Below are 22,967 nucleotides of genomic sequence, written 5' to 3' on the forward strand. Positions count from 1 at the left end.
ACAAACATGACTTGTGATTCAGAATGAGTGTCATTGAACAATGGTTTTAGGAGGTCCCGGATGCGCATGCAGAAAAAAGATACCCTCCCAAGTAAGGTTTGTGCGAGTTGTGGCCGCACATTCACATGGCGCAAGAAATGGGAGCGCGATTGGAGCAGCGTTAAATACTGCTCGGATAAATGTCGTAGTGCGCGCGGCACAGCTGTAAGGTGATCCTCTTTTTGTAGCCGTTGTACTAACTCTTAATCCGCAAAGATCAACAACGTTCGGTTGGTGTTGCGAAATTGCTTAAAAGTATCGATAGTGTTTCCAGAGGTCCTCACCGTAGGTATGGCGCCTCAAGTTACTTTTTTGGATGCTTATTCTGATAAAGCACCGCCGCAACGGCGCAGACACTGTCGTTTTTGTCCCGAAGCGCCGCTATGGATGCGCCAAATTCCATGGTTTCGGATAATTTTTCTGAGCTGTGAATGGCGACGACTCGCTCTACGGCAGCCGGCAAAGCGGACAAATCGTTGATTGATTCGAAGTCGCCAAGTCCTGTCACCATCGGATTGTCAGAACCGCCGAGCATCGAGCGTACATCCGTTTTGTACAGCACAAGCGGTTTGCCGGAGTGCCACGCGAGCGTCGCCTCGACGATTGTTCCCTCATCGGGTACTCTGCCGTTCAAGTTCGCCACAACGACATCGCAACATCGAAGCAACTGATAAGTGTCCAAAGCGAAGATCGCTCTATCAATAATCCTCGCTGCTTCGCTGGGCGATGCGCCGCATTGTTCCAACGCAGGCTTGATCTGAGCAAACTCTAACCCGTCGCGATGCGGAAGAAAGGTTGAAAAGCCAGACAGCTCCAGTGTGCTGGCAATGCTGTCCATCTCAGCGCGCTCGCTTGGGTTAAAAAGCGGACCCGCGCAATAAATTCGTAACATGAGCAATTATCTCTCGGCAGTCAGACAATCTGTTAAGGCGGAACCTGGTTGATGTGAGACGTTGTATGCCACTTAAGCTACAACAAATTTGTACATCAAAAGCGCTCTCAGGAAAATAGATCGGCCGCATATAGTTGCAGGGCCGTTCTGGCATGACAAAATGGGCCCGTCGCGAACAAAGCCGATCTTTCGTACCGCATCGGGCCCGCGAAGTATCATCGGTTGCGAAACGCGCCGCTCATTTGATTTCGTGGAGTTCCGTCATGTCCGTCAGTCAATGCGCAGCTTGCAAAGCCACCGTGCCACAGTACGACACCATCCATACTGGAAGCGACGAGCACAGCGACCGATTGCTGTGCACCGCCTGCTTTAACCGCGAAATGGCAAAGCACGCCGGCATCGACAATTTTGATCAAACAAAGTTTGAACCGATGCACCTGTCGGACGCCAGCGGAACTGTTCACGAGTTTCGTTTTCGAAGTCTGCTGTTTGGCGACAAACTTTCTCTGGAGGCATTCGGCGCGACTAGCGAGAATCAACCATCAGGCTACCGGTTTCAGATTCTTGGAGATGCGGAAGCGGATCAATTTGTTTTGCTTGGAAGGCTGATTGAAAAGATGCGTCGTTTGCTTGCGGTTGTGCACGTAAGAGATGGTGATCTCGGGTTGCAAATTGTCGACGAGACAATCCGCGGCAGAATCGAATGGGACGGTGACGAGCATTCGCGTATGCCGTGCGTCGTCGTAGATGGGCGCCGTGTTGAATGGGACGAGCTTGGGCGCATGCTAATGACATTTGAAGGATGGCAGTTCAAGCTCGAACTGTGCGATCCAAGTGACGAAATCTGAGATGGGGGCTTCCCCCCAACAATCCCGATCGCTGTCAGGTAGATTAGACGGTTCGTATCTTGACTCCCGTGTAGCTTAATTGCTGAGCCCAGCAAGCGCATCAGGACCGCCAGCGAACACTGCGTACGCCCTTCCCTAGTATGTCGTCGACTCATCCTTAAACGTTGGGCCCCGCGTCACGAGGTTCGACATCTTGTATCTTTAATGGGGCGCTGCCTTCGACCCGGTAACATCTGGCGCCAACAGCAGCACAGAGAGAGTTGAATCCTGAGGACGGGTTCTTTCCCTATAGTGAAGCCGCTGTAGGTACACCCTCGCCCTATAATGTGGAAATTGTTAGTGATTTGACGACCGGGAGCCCCACTTTATGAGTCAACCACACGGGCGATACTCTGGATCTCGAGATAAGGGCCAGCATCAATCGCGCCAACAATCAGATGCAACACCGCGCCGAACGAACAAGCCTTACGTTAAAGCGCCGCCTGCAAGAGACGCGGCTCAGACGGCGTCCATCTTCAAAACGCGTTCGTTTAAATTGCTGGTCGATGCAGTGGGCGCAGAAAATATCGCACTCGGACTTGACTCTAATTTAACGCGCGTAGCCGAACTGGTGAATGGGGAGAGGTTTACGCCCGAGACAGCTTTTCACATGGAAACGACGCTTGGCCTCCCGCATGGTTTTTTCGATCAACCCAATCCGGTCCTCACGCCTGAGATCATTGCTCGCTTGAGGTCGCCCCTAGACTTTATTCACGTGAACGCTGAACCGGAATCGGCGTACGTGGAAGTGATTTGGCCAGCTCCTTCTACACAGTTCAATCACCACCCTACCCTTACTGATCATCCGCCCGGAGACCCGGAAATGCCAAAGAAAACAAATGGCGGGTCGCATAAGGCCGTCGCGAAGAACAACACGACTGCTGCAAAGCCTAGCAAGGTAACGCCACCGCAGACGGCGCCTGGGAAAACGAAAGCGCCATCCAAGTCGGCGGCTCAGCAATCACTGCCGTTGATTGATGTCGCCGCTTTGGAAAAAGTCCGTCGCGCCAACCTGCACGTGCTCACAGCCCGCAAAGGATCAAAGGCTCGGCTCGGCGCGGTGACGGAACTTAGCGACTCCAACATGGCCAATCGTTTTTATGGGCAAAAGCGTTTGGACGATGCTGAAGTGAACCGGTTCACGGAACGCCTCGGTCTGCCCACTGGCTGGTTTGACGTTCCCCGGACAGTAACGGACATTCCCAAGTCGGTGTCGGAATTGCTGATCCCTTCGTCGGATCGTCGCGCGGTCAGTCATGAAGAACTGCCGCCTGTGGCCGAACCAAAAGCGCCAGTGGCGAAGACGCCTGCGAATATCAAAGCGCGGAAGGCGGAGCCTCGAATCGCCAAGATCGATGATGCGAATGGCACGGGCCATCCGACAGGCGTAGTCTTTGAGACTGAAGCGGTCGTTGAGCATCAGGATCAGGCGGTCCCGTCCGTCGCCGAATCAGCAGTTCTGCAACCCGTCGATAGTCGTGTCTCGTCGTCCCCTGCTCTGCAGGAGTTCGGAGCGCCCCCTGAAGCGCAAGGCAGCAGGCAGCCGTACCGTCTCATTCCTGCGACCAGTCTGGACCATTTGCTCGGCATTGCACCGATCGCGGAGGCGCTGCTCAAGACGCCCGCAGGCAAGGCACGTACCGGTCGCTTGGACGAACTGAAAGCGTTGGAACTGTTGCGGCAAGCCGTATTGCTTTGACCTGATTTGATATGGCACTTGATCTCACCGGTCGGACCTTTGGCAGGCTCACTGCGATTGCCCGCGAGGACGGTTCTCGTTGGCGATTCAAGTGCGCATGCGGCGTCGAAAAGGTTATCGAGGCTCGTAGCGCAAGGTATCGCAAGACTTTGTCGTGTGGCTGCTTGCGACAGATCGACATTGCGCCCGGCCAACGCTTTGGCCGCCTGACTGCATCCCTTTACGTGAATCACGGCAAAAACGGGGCGCGTTGGTCTTTCCAGTGCGATTGCGGATCCGTGAAAATCTTCCCATCGAGTTACGTAAGGAGCGGCCTCCGAACGTCATGCGGATGCCGCACTCCCGACATTGTCGTGAAGAAAACCGAACCAGCTGCAGTCATTTGGCCGTTCCCCAAATGGCCCAAGTCGCAAGCGGCTGAACCGGTCAAGATCGGCCAGCGTCCAAAATCTGGAGATATCGCGGATGAGTAGGTAGTTTCAATACCGCCGAGCGAAATGACGCTCACGTCGGGGGTGCCTGCACCGTTATCAACCATCCTCGACCTGGGCGCCTGCAATACGGGTAAGCCGACGTCGGTGACAGCGGCTATCAGTGTCGAAAGACCAAGCGCTTTTAGCGGTGTTCAAACTGCTCGAAGATAAACGAGAAAATTCGCAAGAGCATACCTACGACTTGATGAGGGTATCAGCTAGGTAGCCCAGCATACCAATCGGCATATGGGGTGTTCTTTGCCATATGCCGATTCCAGTCAGGCGCGCCGTCCGACCACCAAACGGGACCCCGCTCACCCAGCTGCTTTTTGATTTCATCGATTCTCTGACGCGCGACTTCGCGACCCGCGTTATCGCCACCACGTAATGCTGAACCCTTTTCGCGGCGGGCTTGCATCAACTCGTCTACCAAAACCTTTTTTACCTCGGCTGACAAGAACGGGTTTGTACATCGCCAGAGACGTCCTCTGACAACAAAGTAGCGACCGTCCGGAGTAACAGGCAACGTTGATTTCACCGCTCTTTCCATCAGAGATGCACGTGATAAAAACACGCGAACGAGCAGCTACAATCGCTGGCGCAAGCAGGGTTGTAATTTAAACCAAAATTTCCTTGCGAGCGCATGTCTCACCGTCAACCGATTCTTTACTGACAGCATGTCATGGCAACTGCCAGTTTCAGTCTCAAATTTTATCAGTGGTACGACGGCGGCGGTCCTTCTTCGATTTCGCCAGGCGTCGCGGAATCATCCGCTGGTGCGCCACTTGTTTGTACAAGCGGATCCCAAGCTGGCAAACCTGCACGCAAACAGTCATTAATTGTTGCCGTTTGGGCAGCTTGATGAATATCGACGCGTTTGAGTTCTACGTCGTGCCCATGCGGGAGCCCGAGTTCGCACAAGGCGGCTTCGGCTGATTCGATGTCTTCAAAAACCGCCGCTTCGTCCATCCCCGAGGGCATGACCCCTGACCAAAATGGCACGCTCTGGTCGCAGCCCAAGAAGATGCCGTAAACAGGACTATGTAGGACATAGGCAACTTTGCGATTACTCGCAATCGGCAGGAGGTTACGAGCTGCTGCTAGACGGACCGATTCGGTGATCGAGTTCGTGCGGAGTTTTGCGTTGATCGACTTAAAGTGACGACGTGTTACGGCATTGGCAGATAGGCCAAGCGATTCAGCGATCATGGCTGACGACGCACCTTGTGCCGACAGGTACAGAATGTCGAGTTCAAGCCGGGTTAATCCGCTACTGCTCCAAGAGGATGCCCGTTCTCCCCGGTCGTACCAATCAAAAATTTCACCAGCAATCAGTTTGAACAATAAGCGGTTTTTACGAAGCGGTTCTTCCCCACCATCTTCAGGCAGGTCCGGCATCGCCACATAGAGCACGCCGAAGAAACGCGCTTCCGGGCCGTGTGCCGGGATGGTGATCCAGCTGGAGGCGCCGAAACTGCGCATGAATTCGGCCATCTCACGCCGGCTTCCATCCAGGTATTTTATCGAACCCACGTCGGAGGAAAAGAACGGCTGCTGAGAATGTGCCCCATGCGTCATGAAGGGGTCCGTCGCGTACCACCTTTTTTCCGCATACTTCTGAACGAGGTCCACAGCGGAAGCCGATAGCACACGATATGAATGATGGGCGCCATCTGTGCCTTTTTCCGTCAAACAGAAAAATGTTGTCCGGGCTCCGAGCCGAAGAACGACATCTCTGAGTTGCCTGAGGAGAGCCGCTTCATCTTGCGCATTCGCAAGATGACGAATCATATCGATCACGTCTTCATCGTGACCAAGCGAAGCTTTTTTCGCGCATGCAGCCAAAGGCTCGCGCGCCAGTCGCGGGATAGCGTCTCTTATCTTTTGATACGGCTCGGTACGCTGTAGATCTTGGACATTTGCCTCGTTCGCGAGGACAACCTGTGTGAATCGCGTCTCGCCGTTGCGCCCCAGGCGCAATAACGATTCGCGTTCGAGGAGACCTCCAAACTGCGACAGCCGTGCTCTTAAATGAACCGTCTCATGGCCAGCTGAAAACGTAACACTTTCTGCGTTCAACATCGACATCTCATCCCTTGCGCGATTACCTGCGCATCAATGTAAACGCGGAGTCGTTACCAATTCATCCGATGTTACAAAGGGTTGCATTCAGCGCCTACTACATACCGCCCCCCGAGGTCAAGGGGGTACACCTCGGGGGTGCTTCGCATCTACGATGAGTCATCAGCGATCGCGAGGCTCATAACAATGCCACTCAGCAACTTCAGTTTGCTTCAAAGCGTGTGGGGAAAAACGGCCGTCATAACCCATGTTGATTTTCTCCAGCTGCGACACGGCAACAGAATCAGATGGCACGCGCTAGTCGTCGCAAGAGACGGTCAGATGCTGTTCTCGAATGTTGAGGGAGAGCCGCGGAAATGGTTGCGGCTGGACGATGCAGTCGCCGAACTTGGAGAGATCATGCCAATGCGGGTCGAGATGCGTGTGGTCCGCGCGCTAGGGTGTCGATGTGGTTGACGGCACGCCTTCAGTACGCCAAGCGAGCAATCAGGAAATCAGTTGAACCGCTTTGTTGAGCACTTCAGGATCCACCCGTCCGCTCTCGGACGCAGTCAGATAAACCAACGATATGAGTCGCGCCTTGACCTCGATAGCCATATTAGGTTTTAACCCATTGATCGCTTCATCGACGCGGGTCAGCACGTCCTGCAGCAATGCGTCGTTGATCGACCCGTTAGTGCGGCGACCGGTCACGATGTATAAGAGGTCTAGCCCTGCGGCGTCAATCGCAGCCAAATATGACGCGTCTGGCAGACGTGCGCCGGTCTCATATGTGAATTGGGTTTTCCGACTCACCCCGGTGATTTCGCACATCCTCCCTTGTGTTAGGCCTTTGCGCTCCCTCTCGCTCAGCAGACGAGCACCGATACTTTGCGTCATAACGTACCTATTATTGACATTGGGTTCAAAACGACCCAGAATGGCCTTAATGGTCCATTCCAACGCTATTATAAGAGGCGGGAAATGCCTCGGAAGTTTTCGATGAGATTCATGCAGAGGATGAACGACGAAGAGCTTCTACTCATCCGTGGGGATTACAGCGCGACTCGTGGGGGCGCATGCAGCGCCAGCCCAGTCAAACCTAAGCGAGTATAAGTTGTAGCGGCCGATGAGAGTGCTACCAACACCACCATCGGCCTGACCATTGCAGGACTGTTGAGGAATCGAAATGGCTAAAACCATTATAGATGAGAACGTTCGTTCACAAAAACTGGATCGCAAGTTCCTTTGGGTTGCGGCGTCTGGCGCCATCTCCATTGCGTCGCCTTCCCCGGTCTTTGCTGATGACTGGGGCTGCCAAGTGCTGTTGTGCCTCGCCGACCCCCGCGGGCCGGAGACCGAGTCAGAATGCAAGCCCCCCATCGAAAAGCTCTGGAATGCGCTTGAGCACGGCAAATCATTTCCCACTTGCGACCTGAATAGCAGCGCGGCGAATCTGTCGCCCGATGTCAGGAGCTCGGTGCCCGCGAGTGCGCGTAATGCTGGGCAAGGCACTGGCGCCCAAAATGTAGGCGCAGGGCCAAACTATTGCAGCCCAAATCTCCTCTTCTGGGGTCCGCCCGAGCAAAGCATGCTCACATGCGGCGCGCGTGGAGCGATCAACGTCACCATCGACAACCACATTTTTACGCGCGTGTGGTGGGGTATCAATGGCAAAACGACCGTTACTGAGTTCTATGGGCAAGGATCGACCACGGTCCCCTATGACCCGGCCTCATCCGCGCAGCAGTTCTTGTCAAAAACAGATGCTCCAGGGTCTGGTAGCGCGACTGCCGTAGACAGCGGCGGCAACCACTAACTCTACACACTCCGAATCAAACTGCCGTTGTCATCACCAGTAGGCCTGCGGCGGGAATTCAGAGTTGAGAAAAAGCACTTCAAATTTTCGATGATGCAATTAGTACAACTGAAAGGTATGCAAGGTGCGTAGATTGTTCGTTGGTGAAAAGTCATCTCTCGTGCAAGCCGTGGTCGCAGTCTTGCCGGGCACGCCGCGTCGCGACGGCGTGGTGACCTATATCGGCGACGATGCGTTCGTGCCGCTCGCTGGTCACGCACTCGAGCAGGCCATGCCAGACGAGTATCTTCCCGATGACCTACCACGCAGCAAGAGCGGTGCAAAGATCTGGCGTTATCAAGACCTTCCGATCGTACCAACTGCCTGGCTGATGGCTCCCCGTGGTGATTTGGAGCGCAACGTCCGCGCGGTAGAAAAACTTTTGTCCGAGGTCGATCAAGTCGTGCATCTGGGTGACCCGGATGAGGAAGGCCAGCTTCTTGTAGATGAAGTTCTGATCTATCTAGGTAACACCAAGCCCGTCCTACGGCTGCTCGTCAACGATTACAACCCGGCCAAAGTCCGTCAGGCACTTGACTCGATGCACAGCAACGAGGCGCCGCAGTTTCGCGCATGGTTCGTGTGGGCACTCGCGCGTTCCCGTTACGACTGGCTCTTCGGTCTGAACTTAACGCGTGCCGCAACTTTACGCGCTCGTGAACTCGGATTCGACGGCGTATTGACCGTCGGGAGCGTCCAAACCCCGACTCTCATGATCATATATGGACGCGATCGTGCTATCGAGTCATTCAAGCCGGTCGGCTATTTCACTATCGCGGCGAAGATGCAGCATGAGAACGGCCTGTTTGTCGCGAACTGGAAGGCGCGCGAAGACCAAGCCGGTCTAGACGATGCGGGCCGTTTGATCGACGAATCTGTTGCGCGTGCGCTTGTTGTCCGGATGCGAAACCAGCCGGCAGAGATATCAGCGTATGACAAGTCGCCCAAGCGAGAGGCGCCGCCGCTGCCTTTGTCCCTGAACGAATTGACGGTGGCCGCATGCGGCAAGTTTGGCTACACGGGTGACGAAGTGTTGGCCGCGGCGCAAGTGCTGTACGAACGTTACAAAGTCACAAGCTACCCGCGCACGGAGAACCGTTATCTGTCGGAGGCGCAGCACGATGAAGCGCCGACCATTCTGGCGTCGGTTAGCCGAAACCTGCGCGGGCTCGGCTCATTGATCAGCTGCGCCGACACGAAACGCAAATCGGCTGCGTTCGACGACAAGAAGATGAATGGTGAAGCGCACCACGGCATCGTGCCGACCGTATGCGTAACGGACCTATCCGCGCTGAATGAGATTGAGCGCAACGTCTACGACCTGGTCGTGCGCAGCTATCTCGCCCAATTCTTCGAGCCCGCCGTATTTATGCAAACACGCATCGAAATTTCATGTGTCAGCGAGCGCTTGACCGCGAACGGCAAGACGCCCGTGTCCGCCGGCTGGCGTGAGGTCTATGCGCCGCACGAGGAAGCGGCTGTGCAAACGCCGGTCGACGGCGAAACTGAAGATGCCAAACAGACACTCCCGGACATGGCGCAGGGCGACCCTGCAACGTGCACGGCATGTGATACCGCGAGCCGAGCAACGAAGCCCCCTTCCCGCTTTGATGAAGCATCGTTGCTGAGCGCCATGATTGACCTTCACAAATTCACGACCGATCCGGCGGCTAGAGCGCGTCTGAAAGAGGGAAAAGGCATTGGTACAAGCGCCACACGCGCCGGGATCATCAAGGACCTGCGCGAGCGTGGTTTCCTCGAGATCGCCAAGGGCACCAAAAACAAGCTGACGTGCAGCGCGAGCGGCCGGGGGTTGCTTACGGCACTGCCCGGCCCAGTCAAGGATCCAACGATGGCCGGCATGTTCAAAATCGCGCTCGACGCGGTAGCGAGCGGGCAAATCACGTACGACCAGTTCATTGACCGCAACGTCGCTTTCATTACCAAGGTGATCGCGGGCTTGCGGACCTCGAAGATGAACTTGCCCGTGGCACCCGCACCAGCATGTCCGAAATGTACATCGGGCCGCTTGCGGCGAATCCCGGGCAATGACGGCCACTTTTGGGGTTGCTCGAACTTCAAGGCGCAGCCCAAGTGCTCCGCGTCCTATCCGGACCGTGACGGCGCACCAGACTTCACGTCGAAACTGAAACCCAGGAGCAAGGGCTTTGGATTTAAGAAAGTGGGAGCGATGTAATGGCTGAGCAACCCAAACAAGATCGCGTGTGGGATTTTGCGACTGAAGCATACCTGCCGTCGGATGATGAAAAGCCACCAGCCGGGAACACGATGGTTTCGGATTCGGCCCACGTCGGGAAAACGACGTCTTTGAACACGCTCCTGAATGCAGAACCAGACCGTCCGGACGAAGATCCGGACGTTGACAGCGAACCCGCGCAATGATGCCCGCCGACTTCAATAGCCTCGCGCAGCAATGCGCGCCCGGAGTTCATCCGACGACCTTGCAGGCGATTGTTCGCGGCGAGTCGGATTTCAACCCCTTTGCGATCGGTGTCGTAGGAGGTCGCCTCGTGCGTCAGCCACAGAACCGCGATGAAGCGATGGCCACTGTTGCGGCGCTCGACGCGGGAGGCTGGAACTACAGCATGGGCTTGAGCCAAGTGAATCGCTACAACCTCGCGAGGTATGGCATGGACGCGAATGCCGCACTTGACCCTTGCACGAATCTGCGTGCAGGCTCGGCGATCTTGTCGGACTGTTATCGCCGTGCGTCCGCCCGTATGGGTGCTGGCCAGAACGCGTTGCACGCGGCGCTCAGCTGCTATTACAGCGGGAATTTCAAGCGTGGGTTTGTCCGTGATTCCGGAACATCGAGCTACGTCCAGCGTGTTGTTTCCTTCGTAGCGTCGACAGACCCAGAAACGGCTAAGGGAGATGTTCGGCCCATTGCTGTCGTGCCAGTCGCTACGCCCGAGACCGTGCGGCAAACCGTGCCGCGGCTCGACCCTGGTACAGGGACATCGGCAGCGATTGGAACGCCTTCGACATCACGGCGTGCGCAGCCCGAGCATACCCACCCATCCTGGGACACATTCGGAGATTTTTGAACCTTTGATCCAGCACTCTTTTTCTTCACCCCCATCTGAATAGCCTGTTATGAGGACAACTATGAAACGTACCAAACTATTATCCCTGCTTGTATCGCCGTTGGTTGGCTTCGCTGTATCGCTGGTCAGCGCGAGCGCGCATGCAGGCGGTCTGACTGCCGGGACCAGCGCGATCACCAATTTCGAACTTTGGTTCTTTACGATTTGCGGGATCTTGGCGATTTGTTACCTGCTCTGGGTCGGGATTCAGTGCTGGAGCAACAAGGCCGACTGGGTGCATGACTTTGGTGGCGCCATTGCCAAGGTCGCGGCCGTCGGCTCCGTTCCGGTTCTCGCCGCATGGGCCTGGACCGTTTTCGGATCATGAGCGAAAAAGCCCTGTATTCGTCGTATGCGGGCCTTGGGCGCGTTGCCATGATCAAGGGTGTACCCCTCATGGCCGGCCTGGTCCTTTTCGGGATCAGCGTCGCCGTTGCCATGGTTGGCGGCTTTGCCTTCGGGCCAGCAGGATTTCTCCTGTTCGTCCCCTGCCTCGCACCCGTGATGTTCATCAAACAGGTGTGTGCGACCGATGATCAGGCGCTCAACATCTTATTGCTGGAAGTGCGTTGCTTTCTAGGACGCACGAACGCCCGGATGTTTGGCAACACCTACACGCTCAGTCCGATGAAGTACGGCTACCGGCTTGATACGTTCCGCCAGGCATTCGAGCGCATCCCGTCACTCGTTGCCCACGAGCAGTTCCGAGCCGAGCTGTTTCGGAACGGGCCTCCGCAGCGCAAGGAAAGATGATGTCCATTTACGAAAAAATGAAACGTCAGCCGGCCGTTGAAGACAAGATGCCGAAGATTGGTCACGCCGTCTCCGAGCAAGTGACGAGTTGCGGCAACGACCGAACCTTGCTCGTTATCCGTCTGCCGGGCATCCCATTCGAATCGGCAACGGACTCCATTCTGGAGAACCGTTTTGATTCTCTGAACCGTTTCTTGTCATCGCTTGGCGCGACCAAAGGCAATCGGCTGTCGATGACAACGACGCTCAAGCGCCGGCGCATGGCGCACGATCAGACGTACGCGTTTCGCTCGTCGTTCATGATGGATTTCAGTGAGCAGTATCTGGCGCGATTCAAGAAGACGGACTATTTCGAAAACACATATTACCTAAGCGTTGTGCTCAAGCACGACAACCTCAATGAGGGCGTTGCCGAGATCGAAGAGCTTGGGGCGACGATCGTTAAGGCACTCAGCGCGTACGACCCGGAAATATTGTGCGCTTACGAGCGCAACGGCATGATGTTTTCTGAAACCTTTGAATTCATCGGCGAGCTGATCAATGGCGTCGAGCGTCGGGTGCCAGTGACCGAAATGCCCGGCTACCAGGCCATACCCAACGCGTGGATGCACTTTGGTTACGACGTTTTGGAGGTGCGCTCCGACAACAACACCAAATACGCTGTCTGCTATGACCTGAAAGACTTGCCGAAAAGCGGCTGGGGGCAGATGAACTCGCTTCTGACTGTGCCAGTCGAGTTCACCTTGACGCAATCGTTCGGATTTCTGGGCACGCATCAGGCGAACGCCAAGATCGAAACACAGATTGGCAAGCTTACGTCAGTGCAAGACAAGGCCGTTCATCAAATTGACGACCTGAGTCACGCGCAGGCCCTACTCGCTGCGCGTGAGCTTGCATTCGGTGATTACCATGGTGCGCTCGTGGTGTACGGATCGAGCGCGCAGAAGGCAATCGAAAACGGGACCTACGTTGCCGCGCAGTCGCTCAATGAATGCGGCGTGAGCTGGATGCCTGCGACTTTGTCGGCACCGGTGACCTATTTTAGTCAAGTTCCCGGGGCGACCAAAAAGCCGCGACCCAGTCCGCGGTCTACGCGCACGCTGGCGTCGACGTCCTCCATGCACAACTACTCGACCGGCAAGGCACGAGGCAATCCGATCGGCGACGGTACTGCGGTCATGCCGCTTTCGACCATCGGCAAAGGTCGATTTGACTTCAATTTCCATGCGTCGCTGCCTGATCAAGACAACACCGGCGAGAAATTCGCAGGTCACACCCTGATCCTCGGTGCGACCGGCACAGGTAAGACCACGCTGCAGCTGTCGCTCGTCGGTTTTCTCGAGCGGTTCGATCCGAAGATCTTCGCCCTTGACCTCGACCGAGGCATGGAGATCTTTATTCGTAACTTAGGCGGTGTGTATCTGCCGTTGAAGGCCGGTGTCGAAACGGGGCTTGCGCCTTTTGAACTGCCGCCCACCGAAGCGAACCTGCAGTTCCTGTACAGCTTGGTGAGGTCGTGCGGGCGTGACGCGGCCGGACAGATTAATGACGCCGATGCGGTCAAAGTCAAGAACGCGGTCGACGCCATCTATGCGATCGAGCGGGTCGAAGATCGCGTGTTCAGCCGTCTGCTCGAAAACATTGCGGATGACGGCACGCCCAATTCGCTCTGGACGCGGCTGTCGAAGTGGTGCCATGCGGCCGGCGGCGAATTCGCGTGGGCGCTCGACAACGTGCCGAACACGATGATCGACGTGACGAAGCAGCACCGCATCGGCTTTGATGTCACCGACTTCCTGCAAAAAAACTACCAGCCAACTGAGCCGGTCCTTGCCTACCTCTTCTACCTCAAAAAGCTGATGCAGGAGAACGGCGGCCTGCTGGTGACGATCGTCGAAGAATTCTGGTTGCCAGCGCAGTACCCCGTGACGCAAGAGTTAATTTTAAAGTCGCTCAAGACGGGTCGAAAGATTGAAGAGTTTGTGCTGCTTGTATCGCAGTCGCCGGAAGATGCCATTGCGAGCCCGATCTTTGCCGCAATTCAACAGCAGACGGCCACCAAGATCTATCTGCCGAATCCGGACGCGCGTTTCGAGGCTTACGAGGTGTGCAACATGAACCGAAAGGAGTTCGACGTCCTCAAGAGCCTCGACAAGGAATCGCGGACGTTTCTCATCAAACAGAGTAATCAATCAGTCTTCGCCACGCTTGACCTATACGGCATGTCAGACGCGCTTGCAGTTCTCTCCGGCACAACAGACAACATCCCAATTTGGGACGAAGTATGGGCGGAATATGGGCCTGATATCGACAAGTGTATGGCGGTCTTTCAATCACGGCGCAAGGGCAAGAAGAAGGCTGCCAGGTTCGATCGGCATGCCATAGACCCCTCGCATGGCCCGACCTATGCAGCGAGTCTTGAAGAGGGAGCAACATCATGAGCGTTGCGCCGATCAATGTCGCCATTTTCCAGCCCCTCATGACCATGTTCGACACGACCGTCAACCAGACGATCATGACGGGCTCTGCCAACCTGATCACGTTGATCAGCCCTTTGGTCGCGGCTGGCCTCGGCGTCTACATGTTGTTGATCATGACCTCCTACTGGCGTGGTGCGACGGACCAGCCGGTGATCGACTTCTTCATGCGGTTCGCTGCATGGGGACTCATCATCACCGCCGGGATGAACATCCAGTACTACACCGAGTATGTGGTGCCATTCTTCAATGGCGTCGGCGACGACATCGCTCAGGCGCTGACGAATAGCCCCTCGACAGGTACGGCCCTGGACACCTTGCTGTCGTCTTATCTCACCGCGATCAACAACCTGTTTGCGCCTTTGAGCCCGTTCAACGTTGGTGGCTACGTTGCTTCCTGCGCCAACGCGTTACTGATCATATTGGTCGCCCTCCCCTTTCTCGCGCTTGCGGCCGCCTATCTGATTCTTGCGAAGTTCGCGCTTGGGCTGTTGCTTGCTTTGGGACCGATGTTCATCGCGGCGGCGCTCTTTCCTGCAACGCGCAAGTTCTTTGAAGCATGGACCGCGCAATGCCTCAATTACGCGTTCTTGACAGCGCTCTTTGCGGCGGCCGGCGCCATTGAGGTCAAGTTCGCAACCGCGAGCGTACCAGCGGGGTCCCTGACGGACATTCCTACCACGGCCAAGCTTGCCATGATGGGGATCACGTTCATCGTCGTATCGCTGAACTTGCCTGCGCTGGCCTCTGCACTGGCGGGTGGTGTCGGAATCTCGGCGATGGCACAACACGCCGGCGGCCCGGCCAGGTTCGCCGGAAAGAGTGTTGGAAAAGGCATCAGCTCGGGATACAGGGCTGCGAAGCAGCTGACAGGCCGTGCTGCCGGCGGATCGATCGACGGGTAATTCATTTCAGGGGTATTCATGCTTATACACATCGAAACTCGAACTAGTAAATTCCGGCAGATGGTGACGCTCGTCGGTTGCGTCCTTGCTATCGAGGGACAATTTGCTCCCGCGCATGCACAGGGTATCCCTGTCATCAGCACAAGCGAACTTGCGCAAGACCTGCTTATGGCGAAAAACCTTCAATCGCAGCTTGTCACCATGACGGATCAATACCACGCACTGACTGGAAATCGTGGTTTCGGGCAGATCCTGAACAACCCGTCATTGACGAGCTATTTGCCTTCCCAGTGGCAATCGGTTTATAGCCAGGTCAAGTCCGGTCAATTGCAAGGGTTAAGCAGCGCCGCGCAGCTGATCGAAAGCCAGGAAGCTATGACCGCAACCACACCTTCTCAGCAGCGTTACAACGACACGCTCGCGACCAACAAAGCGATGGCAACGCAGGCCTATCAGGCGTCGGCCGACCGCCTGCAGAACATCCAGAACCTGATGCAGCAGTCTGACCTGACGCAGGACCCTGCGGCGAAGGCTGATTTGCAAAATCGGTTGCTTAGTGAAAACGCAATGATCCAGAACGAACAGACCAAGCTCAACCTGGTGGGTCAGCTGCAGCAGGCTGAAGAAAAGCTCGCGGAAAAACAGGACGCCGACACCTTCAAGAACACGCTGATGGGAAGCGCCTCGCAAGCGCCGCAGTAGTCACGACGCGCGGCTAACGACAAGACGTCGGCTGCGCCTAACACTTTGAAGGAACAAAAATGAAAAAGCTTTTTATCGCAGCGCTCTTTCCACTGTTGATCTCCGCGTGCGGGAAGTCTTCGGGTGAGGAGTACCTCGGCCACTGGACGAAAGTCGCTGGGCAAGGCCCCGATCTGACGATCGAAAAGCACGGAGACGTATTCATTATCAAAGAGCCTAGCGTTTTGATGGCCGGGCAATTCGATCAATTCACCGCTGACATGGTTGGCGATCGCTTGGTGCTACACGCAGGCGTAGGCGGAGAAATTCCTGTGGTGATCGACAAGTCGACAGGCCATCTATTACTTGCGGGCGAAGAGCTGCAGCGCGGTGGAGAGTAAGACGTTTTCTATTGCCTGTATGCAGGGCGGTGACGTAAGTCGCCTGCCTCGCGATAAATGATATTCAAGTCGCTTAAGGAGATTGAGATGAATGTATCTGGCCGCTTAGCTGGACCAACATGCCTCACGTGTCGAACGGCCGCACCGGCGCCTCGCAATGTCGGGGCTGACCAATGAAAGCCGTTTCAATCTGCATACTTCTCGTGGTGCTTTTGGCAGGGTGTTCGCCGCCGCAGCCACCGCAGCCATCGGGCGCGTGGGTCCCTGTCAATCATCCGCCGTCAGTGTCGTCATCCGCTGCGCCGTTGTCGACTGCGTCAAAGGGAGCATGATCATGTTTTCAAAACGCAAGCGCCCGCACGCGTCCGCGCTCGTGATGGGTGACCAAGCCGTTGCGGTACCTGGTTCCGGCGAGACAGAGCCTACCGAAAAGAATGGCTCTGCCATTGCGACCGGACGTTGGTACTTGCAACAAGCGTTGAAGTTTGAAGCGTCCAAGCAGGAGCAACAGGCCAGGCAAACCAAACTCGCGTGGCGCGTTGCGATCGGCGCTGGCGCAATTGCGGTTGTTTCTATTATTGGTTCGGCAGCTTTAGTACAACTGAAGAGACCCAACCCACCTGCTGTGTTGCGCATGAACGATACGACCGGGGTGGTCGACGTGCTGAATGTGAGCCCCAACAATCGGGAGATCTTCACCGAAAAAAACGATCGCGCCGATTTGCGCCGTTATGTCGAGATGCGCGAGAGCTACGACTGGGAAACGATCCAGGACATGTTCGATGCCGTCAAGCTCATGTCAGCTGACAAGGAGCGTGACCAGTTCATCTCGATGTACTCACTGGCTAACGCCCCGCAAAAGGTGCTTAAGGACCAGTACCGTGTGATCGCGCGCGTGGGTGCGATCACGTTTGTCGGTAGCACAGCGCAGGTGTTCTTCTCACGCAAGCTCATCTCATTGAGCGGCAGCATGCCGCCCAAGACGGAGTACTGGGTGGCGACTATCGCCTATCGCCATGATCACCTTCCGGAAAAAGCCAGTGAGCTGGAGATGGACCCGACAGGGTTTCGTGTCACCAGTTATGTCGTTGATCGAGACTGGACGCGCGCGTCTGACACGCTGACGCCCCTGCCCCCCGCACAGTCTGGCATTCAGCCGGTGCCACCTGCGGCCGCCGGTGCCGCCGTTCAGCGAGGTACCGCGCAATGACGTTCATATTGAAGTTGGGGTGCAGCGCACATGCGTTGGCCACCTCCTCTGCGATCGCGGCCGCTGTGTGCGCGCTCCCTGCTCACGCGTTGACGACACCTGGACCGTGTGGCACGGACGCCCATATTCGCTGTGCTGTGTTCGATTCGACGGAAGTTTATCGCGTGCCGTTTCGGGCTGGTACCGCAACACTTATCCAGCTGGAGCCCGGCGAGGTGATCGATGGTCCTGCATCCGGGATGGGTATGGGCGATTCGAAGGCCTGGAAAGTGGGTGCGAAGAGCAATTGGATTTTGTTCAAGCCCACGGAGGCGCATGCGGATACCAATTTGATTTTGGTCACTGATCGCCGACGCTATGCGGTTGAGCTCGTCACCGCAGATCGTGGCGAGGCTGCTGTGTGGTCGCTCAATTTCACCTATCCGGACACGCGAGCGCGTGAGGCGCAGGCGACGGCCAAGAAACAGGCGCTGGCCGCCGACCGCGCGCGTAGCAGCGCGGCAACCTCCGTTCACGCAAACGAGAACTTCGACATGCAGGGCGATACCGTGCTTGCGCCTACGTCGATGTGGGACGACGGTCGTTTCACGTATTTCCGATACGCCACGACACGTGATTTGCCGGACATCAATCGCGTGCTTCCAGACGGATCGGAAGCGTTGGTGAATTCGCATGTGGATGGTGACACGGTTGTCGTGCACGAGACGGCGGCCAAGTTCATGTTGCGCCTTGGGCAGTCAGTGCTGGGGGTGCGCAACAACGGCTACACGCCCGACGGTCAGTTCAACACGACCGGCACCACGGTTCCCGGCACCGTGCGCATCACGAAGGAGCATCAGTAATGAACGGAATCGAATCTGGCTCGGAACGTGAAGGTCATGGCCACGACGGCGAAGGAAATCCTTCAGGGATGTCATCGATATCGGGAGAGGCGGGCGCTGGGGCCACGGGTGGTATGGCCGGCGATCGCGGGATGCCGAACCTCAAGCAGACGCGCAAGAAAGCGAATGTCAACAAGTTGACCGCTGTGGCGATCGCCGTGATCGCCTTGGCGACCGTGACATTAGGTGGTGCGATGTTCGCCAAGCGTTTGCAGGACCAGCACAACCAGGCCAAGGCTGATTCGCGCGCAGCACCGAAGGAAATGGGCGCTGATACTGGACACGATTTTGCAGTGGATGCGGACCGTTTGAAGCGCGAAAAAGCCGCAGCGGCCGAGCAAGCGTCCATTGCGGCCGCGCAGTCAGCCGCATCGATGCCCGTGCCGAGCGGCGCGCCCGCGAGTGCTGTCGCGATAACAAGCACTGGCGCGCGTGGGGGCGCGGCGGCACAACCCGCGCCACACGTGGAGACCGTTGCGGAGCGACGTCTCGATGGAGATGTATTGCTGAACAATGGCGGCAGTGGCGCTCCGAATGACACCAGAAGTAGCAGTGGCAAGGGCGCAAGTCTCGTCCCTGTTGTCGCGCGCGGCGTCACCGGCGGTCTGGATGACCGGCTCACGCCCTCGGCGCTAGCCAGCGTCAAAGCGAGCTTTCTCCCTGATCTGGACTATCTGCTCAAGCGGGGGATCATCATCCCGTGCGGTCAGAGGACCAAGATCGTTACAACCTATCCTGGCGCGACTTCCTGCATCGTTACCAAGGACGTGTACTCAGCAGACGGTCAAACACTCCTGATCGAGCGTGGCAGCGAAGCTACCGGTGAACAGCGCACCTCGCTCATGCAGGGTCAGGCGCGCATCTTCGTGCTGTGGTCACGCATCGATATGCCCAATGGCGTCACCATTCCATTGGACTCGCCGGGCTCGGATTCGCTTGGCGCAAGCGGACTTAATGCCTACGTCGATACCCATTTCTGGGATCGTTTCGGCGGCGCCATCATGGTGAGCCTCATTGGCGACTTTGGGCAGGCCGCGAGCAACCGGTCGCTTGGCAGCGGCAACAACCAGATTCAGTTTTCGAACACCTCGTCGGCTGGGCAAAGCCTGGCTGACGACACCCTCAAAAACACCATCGATATCCCGCCGACCGCGTACTCGAATCAGGGTTCCGCGTTGAACATTTTCGTGGCACGCGATGTGGACTTCAGGAGCGTCTATGACCTCGAACACCAGCAGTAATGTCGGGTCCGCCCATGCTGCGTCAATCCATACTGCATCGACCCATTTCGATTCGAGCAAAACAGTCCGCAGCTATCTTGGTTCAACCGGCATTGCCGAAAAAATGGCGACCCAAGGTGTCACAGAAGTGACGATCAACCGTCCACATGAGATGTGGACCGAGACGGTCGATGGATGGCAGCAACACGCAGCGCCCGCCCTGTCGTTCGATCTTTGCAAGAAGCTGGCGGACGCGTTGACGATCTACAACAAGGCGTCCCCGCCTTTGTCAGCCCTCGCGCCAATCAAGCCAGTGCGCTTGCCCGACGGCGAACGCGGCCAGGTCATGACTGCGCCCGCGTGTGAGCCGGGCACAGTCTCGATGACCATCCGAATTCCGAGCACGGTTCGCTTTTCCAAAGACGATTATGTTCGTGCGGGCACGCTGACAGGGTTCGTGGATGTATCTCCGTCGGTGCTTGCGGGATCGGCTGCTGTACGGCGTATGCCTGGCTTGTTGGATGACGGTGTTCGGGATGCTGCACCCATCGAATTTGTGCCGGCCGGCGTCACGCTTGCGCCCTTCGAGCTGGAGATGCTTGCGGCGAAAGCAACGCGCAACGTTCCGCGGCTATTCGAGCTGGCGATCAAGCACAAGCTCAACATCGTGACGGTTGGTGGTGTCGGGTCCGGTAAGACGACCCTCATGAAGATGTTGGCCGATCTCGTGCCACCCACCACGCGCATTGGCACGATCGAAGACACGCACGAACTGTCGTTGCCGAACCATCCCAACCACGTGCACATGTTCTTTAGCGACAGCTTGCCGGCGAAAGAAATCGTCCGCTCGACGTTGCGCATGAAATTCGACCGCGTGTTTTTGACCGAGCTGCGCGGCGATGAAACGTGGGATTACCTCACGCTGCTTAATACCGGTACCGATGGCGGCATGACCTCCGTGCATGCGAACGATTGCGCGTCTGCCTTCTCGCGAATCGCGACACTGGTCAAGGCAAGCCAGGTTGGCCAGACGCTCGACTGGAGTTACATCCTGCATGAGGTGAAGACCACCATCGACGTCGTGCTCTTCATGGAACGGAAACGCCTGACCCAGATCCACTACGACCCGGTGGAGAAGTGGAAGCTCTTGCGGGGGCTCGCATAAATGACCGATGCAAGATGCCCGTGTTTCCAATTGACGCTGCGTCCGGGTTGGTCGCAGCCGGTGATTGGACCACTCGGATGTTTGGTCCCGGCGATGCAGTCAGCTGCGTTTAGGTCACGGACATGACGATTCAATCAAAGATCCTCGTGAGCGCACTTGCAGCCGCCGGCGTTGCGGCCGTTGCGGTGGGCGGCCAGTACGCGGGCGCTGCGCTCTTCGCAAAAATGCAGCACTTGCCGTCGTCGGTGGTTGGCATCTTTACGTTGCGCGACTACTGGCATGCCTATGGCGATGTACCTGCCGTCAAGAAAGCGCTTGCCGCATGTACGTTTGTGTCGATGGCCATTCCCGTTGGTGCGATCACGGCTGCTTGCTTTGCTGCGTTCGGTACGGCCAAACGCGAGCTTCATGGCAGTGCTCGGTTCGCGAAGGCGCATGAAATCCGCAAGACCGGATTACTCGATGGCGAAGACGGCAAGCCCGCGCTGATCGTCGGCAAGTATCGAGGCAAATATCTGACTTTTCCGGGCCAGCAATTTATCATGCTCGCCGCGCCTACGCGATCGGGAAAAGGCGTGGCCGTAGCGATCCCGAATCTCCTCACCTATCCGGATTCGATGGTCGTCCTGGACTTGAAGCTGGAGAACTATAAGTACACGTCCGCCTACCGACAAAAGTATGGGCAGAAGGTATTCCTGTGGGCTCCCTTTGCGGAAGATGGCAAGTCGCACGGGTGGAATGTGTTCGACTCGATCGCTCATCGCCCGGAGCATCTTCGCATTGGCGACGTACAGGCGATTGGCCTTAAGTTCTATCCAACCAACGTCGAGGCCAAAACCAAGTTCTGGAATGACCTAGCGCGCAACCTGTTCGTGGGCTTAAGCCTGTATCTCATGGAGACGGCGAGCACAGAGCGCTATTGCACGCTTGGCGAGATCTTCCGTCAGTCGTCCGGCATGGGGAGACCGATCAAGGAGCACATCGCGCAGTTGCGGGCCACTAAAGGTCTGTCTGAGGCGTGTACCGGTGCATTGAACCGTTTCCTGGCGTCCGGCGACGAGGTTCTGTCTTCGATCTTGTCGACCTTCAATGCGCCGTTGCTGATTTTTGATAACCCGATCGTCGACGCGGCGACCAGCCATTCGTCCTTTGACATCAACGAAGTGCGCCGCCAGCGCATGACGATCTATATCGGGATCCAACCAAACCGGCTCGAGGACGCAGCGCTTCTCGTGAACCTGTTCTTTTCACAGCTGATCGATCTGAACACTTCGGTGCTGCCCGAGCACGACGCGTCGCTCAAATATCAATGCACGCTGGTGCTCGACGAGTTCACGGCCATTGGCCGAGTGAACATCATCGATACGTCGAACGCGTTCATTGCGGGCTATGACCTGCGCTTGCTCACGATTATCCAGGCGGTGTCACAGATGGAACGCCCGTCGTTGTATGGCAAGGAAGGTACGCGCACGCTCGTCGTGAACCACGCGGCCAAGGTGGTTTATCCGCCTAAGGATCATCAGGAAGCGAAGGATCTGTCCGACGCACTGGGCTATTTCACGGAAACGTCGATTTCAAAAAGCAGGACGCCCGGTAAGCCGCGCGGTGAGAATCATTCGGATCAGAAGCGCGCGCTGATGATGCCGCAAGAGCTCGAAGAGATGGGACAGGACGAGGAAATCTTGCTCGGCTTTGGTAAGCCGATCCGCTGTAAGAAAGCGTTCTATTACAACGATCCGGTGTTTGTGGACCGACTCAAGGAAATGAGCCCGTCGTTGCGCGGTCTTGGCGAAGACCTGCCGACCGAGACGCAGCTTAAGGCGGCCGCAGGCGCGAACGAGCTCTGCACAGGCGATGTGCCAGTAATTGATCCGATCGAATGGCAGGCAAAGCGTCGCGCCGCGACCGCAGTACGGCGTGAGGACGGAACGCGCGTCGCGCGGGCGACGGATCTCGTTGCGATGCGAGATGCCGAGGTGTCAGTCGCGCTCGCGGCCGTGCTCGCCGAAGGCGTCTATGCCGACTTGCTGGAACTAACCGGCAAGCGATTCAACTTCGCGGACACAGGTAGCCAGGCCAGCGCGGCCCGTGGCTCTCGTTCGCCTATTCAAGAGGAAATCACTCATGGCTGAAAATAAACCCATCGATTCATCACGCGCAGGCCACGATGCTAGCAAAGAAGCGTCTGACGCGTCAGAAATAACCGCCATCAAGGCGGCTCGTGACGCGTTCTTCGCGCGTGCTCGGGATGGTCGAGC

22 protein-coding genes are annotated in these 22,967 nt (G+C 56.8%); 18 read left to right on the forward strand and 4 right to left on the reverse strand.

Annotated elements, in window-relative coordinates; genetic code table 11:
• Positions 1 to 60: 60 nt before the first annotated feature.
• Complete coding sequence (locus AXG89_RS26760) at positions 61 to 213, forward strand: DUF2256 domain-containing protein (protein ID WP_082771563.1); 153 nt, start codon at positions 61 to 63, stop codon at positions 211 to 213.
• Between the two features lie 130 nt (positions 214 to 343).
• On the opposite strand, the gene AXG89_RS26765 is transcribed toward AXG89_RS26760, so the two are convergent.
• Entirely contained in the window at positions 344 to 877 is a 534-nt protein-coding gene (locus AXG89_RS26765; RefSeq protein ID WP_236873529.1) for a nucleoside 2-deoxyribosyltransferase, read from the reverse strand.
• Positions 878 to 1,194: 317 nt separating this feature from the next.
• Here AXG89_RS26765 and AXG89_RS26770 point away from each other — a divergent pair, with 317 nt between their 5' ends.
• Positions 1,195 to 1,779 (forward strand): DUF7713 domain-containing protein, encoded by a 585-nt coding sequence (locus AXG89_RS26770; protein ID WP_062172684.1) that lies wholly within the window; start codon positions 1,195 to 1,197, stop codon positions 1,777 to 1,779.
• 367 nt (positions 1,780 to 2,146) lie between these two features.
• Entirely contained in the window at positions 2,147 to 3,517 is a 1,371-nt protein-coding gene (locus AXG89_RS26775; RefSeq protein ID WP_062172683.1) for a hypothetical protein, read from the forward strand.
• A gap of 687 nt (positions 3,518 to 4,204) precedes the next feature.
• Here AXG89_RS26775 and AXG89_RS43410 read toward each other — a convergent pair.
• From AXG89_RS43410 to AXG89_RS26800, 3 genes are all read right to left on the reverse strand, one after another.
• Positions 4,205 to 4,540: a hypothetical protein gene (locus AXG89_RS43410; RefSeq protein ID WP_082771562.1), complete on the reverse strand. Its 336-nt coding sequence runs from the start codon at positions 4,538 to 4,540 to the stop codon at positions 4,205 to 4,207.
• Positions 4,541 to 4,704: 164 nt separating this feature from the next.
• On the reverse strand, positions 4,705 to 6,072 hold the full coding sequence (locus AXG89_RS26790; RefSeq protein ID WP_162916107.1) for a helix-turn-helix transcriptional regulator: 1,368 nt from the start codon (positions 6,070 to 6,072) through the stop codon (positions 4,705 to 4,707).
• 486 nt (positions 6,073 to 6,558) lie between these two features.
• Positions 6,559 to 6,885, reverse strand: a complete 327-nt coding sequence (locus AXG89_RS26800; RefSeq protein ID WP_235527625.1) for an XRE family transcriptional regulator — start codon at positions 6,883 to 6,885, stop codon at positions 6,559 to 6,561.
• A gap of 355 nt (positions 6,886 to 7,240) precedes the next feature.
• Here AXG89_RS26800 and AXG89_RS26805 point away from each other — a divergent pair, with 355 nt between their 5' ends.
• The 15 genes from AXG89_RS26805 (at position 7,241) to AXG89_RS26875 (ending at position 22,841) form a co-directional block, all read left to right on the forward strand.
• On the forward strand, positions 7,241 to 7,870 hold the full coding sequence (locus tag AXG89_RS26805; protein WP_062172676.1) for a hypothetical protein: 630 nt from the start codon (positions 7,241 to 7,243) through the stop codon (positions 7,868 to 7,870).
• 124 nt (positions 7,871 to 7,994) lie between these two features.
• The gene (locus AXG89_RS26810) at positions 7,995 to 10,106 is read left to right on the forward strand and encodes a DNA topoisomerase (RefSeq protein ID WP_062172674.1); all 2,112 of its coding nucleotides are present in this window, start codon (positions 7,995 to 7,997) and stop codon (positions 10,104 to 10,106) included.
• Positions 10,106 to 10,312 carry a hypothetical protein gene (locus AXG89_RS26815; RefSeq protein ID WP_062172672.1) on the forward strand — a complete coding sequence of 69 codons (207 nt, stop codon included), beginning with the start codon at positions 10,106 to 10,108 and terminating at the stop codon, positions 10,310 to 10,312. Before AXG89_RS26810 ends, AXG89_RS26815 begins: the two co-directional genes overlap by 1 nt.
• Complete coding sequence (locus tag AXG89_RS26820) at positions 10,309 to 10,977, forward strand: lytic transglycosylase domain-containing protein (RefSeq protein WP_062172671.1); 669 nt, start codon at positions 10,309 to 10,311, stop codon at positions 10,975 to 10,977. Before AXG89_RS26815 ends, AXG89_RS26820 begins: the two co-directional genes overlap by 4 nt.
• Before the next feature lie 61 nt (positions 10,978 to 11,038).
• A complete protein-coding gene (locus AXG89_RS26825; protein WP_119024689.1) occupies positions 11,039 to 11,344 on the forward strand; it encodes a hypothetical protein in 306 nt (101 codons plus the stop codon).
• Positions 11,341 to 11,769 (forward strand): VirB3 family type IV secretion system protein, encoded by a 429-nt coding sequence (locus AXG89_RS26830; protein WP_062172669.1) that lies wholly within the window; start codon positions 11,341 to 11,343, stop codon positions 11,767 to 11,769. Before AXG89_RS26825 ends, AXG89_RS26830 begins: the two co-directional genes overlap by 4 nt.
• Positions 11,770 to 12,068: 299 nt before the next feature.
• Positions 12,069 to 14,210, forward strand: a complete 2,142-nt coding sequence (locus AXG89_RS26835) for a transporter (protein WP_236873528.1) — start codon at positions 12,069 to 12,071, stop codon at positions 14,208 to 14,210.
• Positions 14,207 to 15,151: a type IV secretion system protein gene (locus AXG89_RS26840; protein WP_236873527.1), complete on the forward strand. Its 945-nt coding sequence runs from the start codon at positions 14,207 to 14,209 to the stop codon at positions 15,149 to 15,151. The genes AXG89_RS26835 and AXG89_RS26840 overlap by 4 nt, the downstream gene beginning before the upstream one ends.
• Positions 15,152 to 15,169: 18 nt before the next feature.
• Positions 15,170 to 15,853 (forward strand): type IV secretion system protein, encoded by a 684-nt coding sequence (locus AXG89_RS26845; protein WP_069638425.1) that lies wholly within the window; start codon positions 15,170 to 15,172, stop codon positions 15,851 to 15,853.
• A gap of 59 nt (positions 15,854 to 15,912) precedes the next feature.
• Positions 15,913 to 16,233, forward strand: coding sequence for a hypothetical protein (locus tag AXG89_RS26850; protein ID WP_062172667.1), 321 nt, complete (start codon positions 15,913 to 15,915; stop codon positions 16,231 to 16,233).
• Between the two features lie 157 nt (positions 16,234 to 16,390).
• Positions 16,391 to 17,443 (forward strand): virB8 family protein, encoded by a 1,053-nt coding sequence (locus AXG89_RS26855; RefSeq protein ID WP_062172666.1) that lies wholly within the window; start codon positions 16,391 to 16,393, stop codon positions 17,441 to 17,443.
• A 65-nt stretch (positions 17,444 to 17,508) separates the two neighbouring features.
• Positions 17,509 to 18,285: a TrbG/VirB9 family P-type conjugative transfer protein gene (locus tag AXG89_RS26860; protein WP_236873557.1), complete on the forward strand. Its 777-nt coding sequence runs from the start codon at positions 17,509 to 17,511 to the stop codon at positions 18,283 to 18,285.
• On the forward strand, positions 18,285 to 19,565 hold the full coding sequence (gene virB10, locus AXG89_RS26865) for a type IV secretion system protein VirB10 (protein WP_062172664.1): 1,281 nt from the start codon (positions 18,285 to 18,287) through the stop codon (positions 19,563 to 19,565). Before AXG89_RS26860 ends, virB10 begins: the two co-directional genes overlap by 1 nt.
• A complete protein-coding gene (locus tag AXG89_RS26870) occupies positions 19,543 to 20,709 on the forward strand; it encodes an ATPase, T2SS/T4P/T4SS family (protein ID WP_082771560.1) in 1,167 nt (388 codons plus the stop codon). Before virB10 ends, AXG89_RS26870 begins: the two co-directional genes overlap by 23 nt.
• Positions 20,710 to 20,831: 122 nt before the next feature.
• The gene (locus AXG89_RS26875; RefSeq protein ID WP_062174036.1) at positions 20,832 to 22,841 is read left to right on the forward strand and encodes a type IV secretory system conjugative DNA transfer family protein; all 2,010 of its coding nucleotides are present in this window, start codon (positions 20,832 to 20,834) and stop codon (positions 22,839 to 22,841) included.
• Positions 22,842 to 22,967 lie beyond the last annotated feature (126 nt).

The sequence above is a fragment of the Burkholderia sp. PAMC 26561 genome (genome assembly GCF_001557535.2).
Taxonomy (GTDB): domain Bacteria; phylum Pseudomonadota; class Gammaproteobacteria; order Burkholderiales; family Burkholderiaceae; genus Caballeronia.

Coding starts and splice junctions, on each gene's coding strand:
- AXG89_RS26830 (WP_062172669.1), top strand. CDS start 11,341: ATGAGCGAAAAAGCCCTGTATTCGTCGTATGCGGGCCTTGGGCGCGTT.
- AXG89_RS26835 (WP_236873528.1), top strand. CDS start 12,069: ATGATGGATTTCAGTGAGCAGTATCTGGCGCGATTCAAGAAGACGGAC.
- AXG89_RS26840 (WP_236873527.1), top strand. CDS start 14,207: ATGAGCGTTGCGCCGATCAATGTCGCCATTTTCCAGCCCCTCATGACC.
- AXG89_RS26770 (WP_062172684.1), top strand. CDS start 1,195: ATGTCCGTCAGTCAATGCGCAGCTTGCAAAGCCACCGTGCCACAGTAC.
- AXG89_RS26775 (WP_062172683.1), top strand. CDS start 2,147: ATGAGTCAACCACACGGGCGATACTCTGGATCTCGAGATAAGGGCCAG.
- virB10 (WP_062172664.1), top strand. CDS start 18,285: ATGAACGGAATCGAATCTGGCTCGGAACGTGAAGGTCATGGCCACGAC.
- AXG89_RS26875 (WP_062174036.1), top strand. CDS start 20,832: ATGACGATTCAATCAAAGATCCTCGTGAGCGCACTTGCAGCCGCCGGC.
- AXG89_RS26760 (WP_082771563.1), top strand. CDS start 61: ATGCGCATGCAGAAAAAAGATACCCTCCCAAGTAAGGTTTGTGCGAGT.
- AXG89_RS26870 (WP_082771560.1), top strand. CDS start 19,543: ATGACCTCGAACACCAGCAGTAATGTCGGGTCCGCCCATGCTGCGTCA.
- AXG89_RS26850 (WP_062172667.1), top strand. CDS start 15,913: ATGAAAAAGCTTTTTATCGCAGCGCTCTTTCCACTGTTGATCTCCGCG.
- AXG89_RS26765 (WP_236873529.1), bottom strand. CDS start 877: ATGGACAGCATTGCCAGCACACTGGAGCTGTCTGGCTTTTCAACCTTT.
- AXG89_RS26800 (WP_235527625.1), bottom strand. CDS start 6,885: ATGTGCGAAATCACCGGGGTGAGTCGGAAAACCCAATTCACATATGAG.
- AXG89_RS26805 (WP_062172676.1), top strand. CDS start 7,241: ATGGCTAAAACCATTATAGATGAGAACGTTCGTTCACAAAAACTGGAT.
- AXG89_RS26815 (WP_062172672.1), top strand. CDS start 10,106: ATGGCTGAGCAACCCAAACAAGATCGCGTGTGGGATTTTGCGACTGAA.
- AXG89_RS26855 (WP_062172666.1), top strand. CDS start 16,391: ATGTCGGGGCTGACCAATGAAAGCCGTTTCAATCTGCATACTTCTCGT.
- AXG89_RS26825 (WP_119024689.1), top strand. CDS start 11,039: ATGAAACGTACCAAACTATTATCCCTGCTTGTATCGCCGTTGGTTGGC.
- AXG89_RS43410 (WP_082771562.1), bottom strand. CDS start 4,540: ATGGAAAGAGCGGTGAAATCAACGTTGCCTGTTACTCCGGACGGTCGC.
- AXG89_RS26820 (WP_062172671.1), top strand. CDS start 10,309: ATGATGCCCGCCGACTTCAATAGCCTCGCGCAGCAATGCGCGCCCGGA.
- AXG89_RS26790 (WP_162916107.1), bottom strand. CDS start 6,072: ATGTTGAACGCAGAAAGTGTTACGTTTTCAGCTGGCCATGAGACGGTT.
- AXG89_RS26845 (WP_069638425.1), top strand. CDS start 15,170: ATGCTTATACACATCGAAACTCGAACTAGTAAATTCCGGCAGATGGTG.